This is a genomic window from Haloferax profundi, from assembly GCF_001469865.1.
GTDB classification, from domain to species: domain Archaea; phylum Halobacteriota; class Halobacteria; order Halobacteriales; family Haloferacaceae; genus Haloferax; species Haloferax profundi.
On the sequence record NZ_LOPV01000545.1, the window covers coordinates 1 to 2,479 of the forward strand.

A 2,479-nucleotide genomic window follows, 5' to 3' on the forward strand; every position below is an offset into this window, starting at 1 on the left:
GCGACCCTCTCGGAGTTTTGACTGTAGGCGGGCGATTTCGTCAGTCGTCTCGCGGAACCGTCCGAACAACTCGCGTCCATCGTAGAGGTACTGGTTCCCAGTAGTCGTGGAACAGGCGACGAGATTGTTTGCGCCAACGTCGAGGGCAGCTTCGTGAGAAGCCAGTGGTGAATCCAGTCGAGAATCAGGTACGGTGACTGGTTGGAAAGCCCTGAACGTGTCGCTAACCTCGTCGTATTCGAGTTCCAGACGACCCTGTTTGCCATCCCACTTTGGGTTGCCTCGGACTTCGAGGCGGAGTCGTTCGTGGTAGCCGAGTCCGTATTCGTCTTTCAGTTCTTGCCCGACAGGAATTTCGAGACGGCTACGTTTGCCCCACTGAATCGTGTACTGGTTGTTTCGGATGTAGGTGCGGAGTTCGCGTCCGTCTTCCTCGTTGCCCCAGTACGACGGTGGGTTGGCGTACTCGCCTTTCTCCTTGAGGGCGAAGAACGACCGCCACGCTTCGCTGTTCTTGCGCGTGACCTGTTGAACAGTCGCGCTTCCGACGACGCCGTTGTAGCGTCCTCGGTACTCAGATGTGTCCCACACGTCGCCGTCACCGAAGTAGTTCTGACGACGTTCGTAGGTCAGTTCGTTCCACAGAGAGGCGGAGGCGTCGAGTAGCCGTAGGAGGCACTTTTTGTCGTTCTCGGTCTGTGGAACCACCTCGAGGGTGTTGGCGCGCTTCATGCGTCGTCACCTTCCTGTTCAGCGATGTACTGTTCGACAGCGTCCTTTGAGGCACTACCCGCCGTACCGACGTAGTACGAACGAGTCCACTTCACGCGGTCGTCGTAGCGTTGGTTGTACTTGCGGGCGGAGATACCCTTGACCCAGTTGACGATGAGTGACGGGGCGTTCTTGGGTGGACTCCCGATGAACAGGTGTACGTGGTCGGGCATGACTTCGGACTCGGCCAGTTCGAGGCCCTTGTCCTCACAGATTTCCGCGAAGATGGTTTCGAGACGTTCCTTCGTCTTCCCCGTCAAGTGCGAACGCTGATATTTCGGCACGAACACTATGTGGTAGTAGAGTTCGTATTTCGCGTGACGGGTACTCTTCACCATCTATGCATACTATCACGGTCGGACGGATTAAAGATTGCGTTGGAACCCCGTCTATACCATCGTCGGCGGTTGAATACTGTTGGTCGGCTTCATCCCCGCCCTGAAGGGCGAGGCTTTCGCCTCGAATTTTTCGTAAATACCCACAGCAGTGGCGTACGATCCCATACAAAAAGCCCTCTCGCAGACTGGCGACTATTTCCAGTTACAGGCCCTTCTAGAAGTGATGGACATCGACAATCTGCCCAGCGCTGACGACGTGGCATCGATACGCCCCGAGGCGTTTCAGGAGCGGATTGCCCGTGGTGACCGGGTGCCAATCCTCGACGTGCGTACAGAGGGCGAATACGACAAGTGGGTCATCGAGAGTAGAAACGTCGACATGGTCAACGTGCCGTACTACGAGTTCTTGATGGGCGTCGACGACGAGGTGCTCGACCGGGTTCCTTCTGGTGAGGAGGAACTGGTCGTCGTCTGCGTGAAAGGCGGTGCAAGCGCATACGTGGTGAGTCTCCTCGAAGACGAAGGAATCGATGCGGTGAATCTCGACGGAGGAATGAACAGTTGGGCGCGGCTCTACGATGCTGTTCCAATCTCTCGCTACGAGGGTGTGGGGACACTCGTCCAGTACCAACGCCCATCTAGTGGCTGTCTGGCCTACATGCTCATCAGCGATGGAGAAGCAGCAGTCGTCGACCCGCTCCGAGCATTCCCTCACCGATATCTCGACGATGCCCAACAGTGGGGCGTCGAGTTGGTGTACGCCATCGATACCCACATCCACGCAGACCACGTCAGTGGCGTGCGCTCGATTGCCACCAGAGGTGTTGAGGCGGTTATCCCCGAACCGGCTGTGGCCCGCGGTGTCGACTACGAGATGGACTACACGACGGTTGCAGACGGCGACGTGCTGACAGTCGGCGACCTCTCCATCGAGGCGATACACACACCTGGGCACACCTCGGGAATGACGTCGTTCCTCGTCGACGAGAGCGTCCTCTTGACGGGCGACTGTCTGTTTCTCGAAAGCGTTGGAAGTCCTGACCCAGAGGGGGGAGACAGTGGCATTCCCGACGCAGTCCGGACGCTGTACGATACACTCCAGCGGCGTATTCTGAGCCTCTCCGACGACGTGCTCGTCGCACCGGGGCACTTCACTGACGCCGTGGACTCTTCACCCGACGGTACCTACACCGCATCACTCGGTGAACTCCGTGACCAGATGCCGGCCCTCGAGATGAATCGCGAGGCATTCGTCGAGTTCCTACTTGCAGACGCACCCCCTCGACCAAGCAACTTCGAGGAAATCATCACACTCAACCTCGGCCAAACGTCGGCAAACGACGACCAGGCGTTCGAACTGGAACTCGGCC

General features: G+C 58.0%; 3 protein-coding genes. 1 reads left to right on the top strand and 2 read right to left on the bottom strand.

The genetic code is table 11. The features are described from left to right. A partial coding sequence (locus AUR66_RS16495; RefSeq protein ID WP_157533187.1) for a transposase occupies positions 1–732 on the bottom strand: 732 nt, incomplete at its 3' end. After that, entirely contained in the window at positions 729–1,109 is a 381-nt protein-coding gene (tnpA, locus tag AUR66_RS16500) for an IS200/IS605 family transposase (protein WP_058573297.1), read from the bottom strand. The genes AUR66_RS16495 and tnpA, both read right to left, overlap by 4 nt. A 223-nt stretch (positions 1,110–1,332) precedes the next feature. On the opposite strand from tnpA, the gene AUR66_RS16505 reads away from it, so the two are divergent. After that, positions 1,333–2,479 (top strand): MBL fold metallo-hydrolase (locus AUR66_RS16505; RefSeq protein ID WP_058573298.1); only part of this gene is annotated, 1,147 nt, incomplete at its 3' end.

Excerpts from the sequence above, each read along its gene's own strand:
- tnpA (WP_058573297.1), bottom strand. The coding sequence starts at position 1,109 with ATGGTGAAGAGTACCCGTCACGCGAAATACGAACTCTACTACCACATA.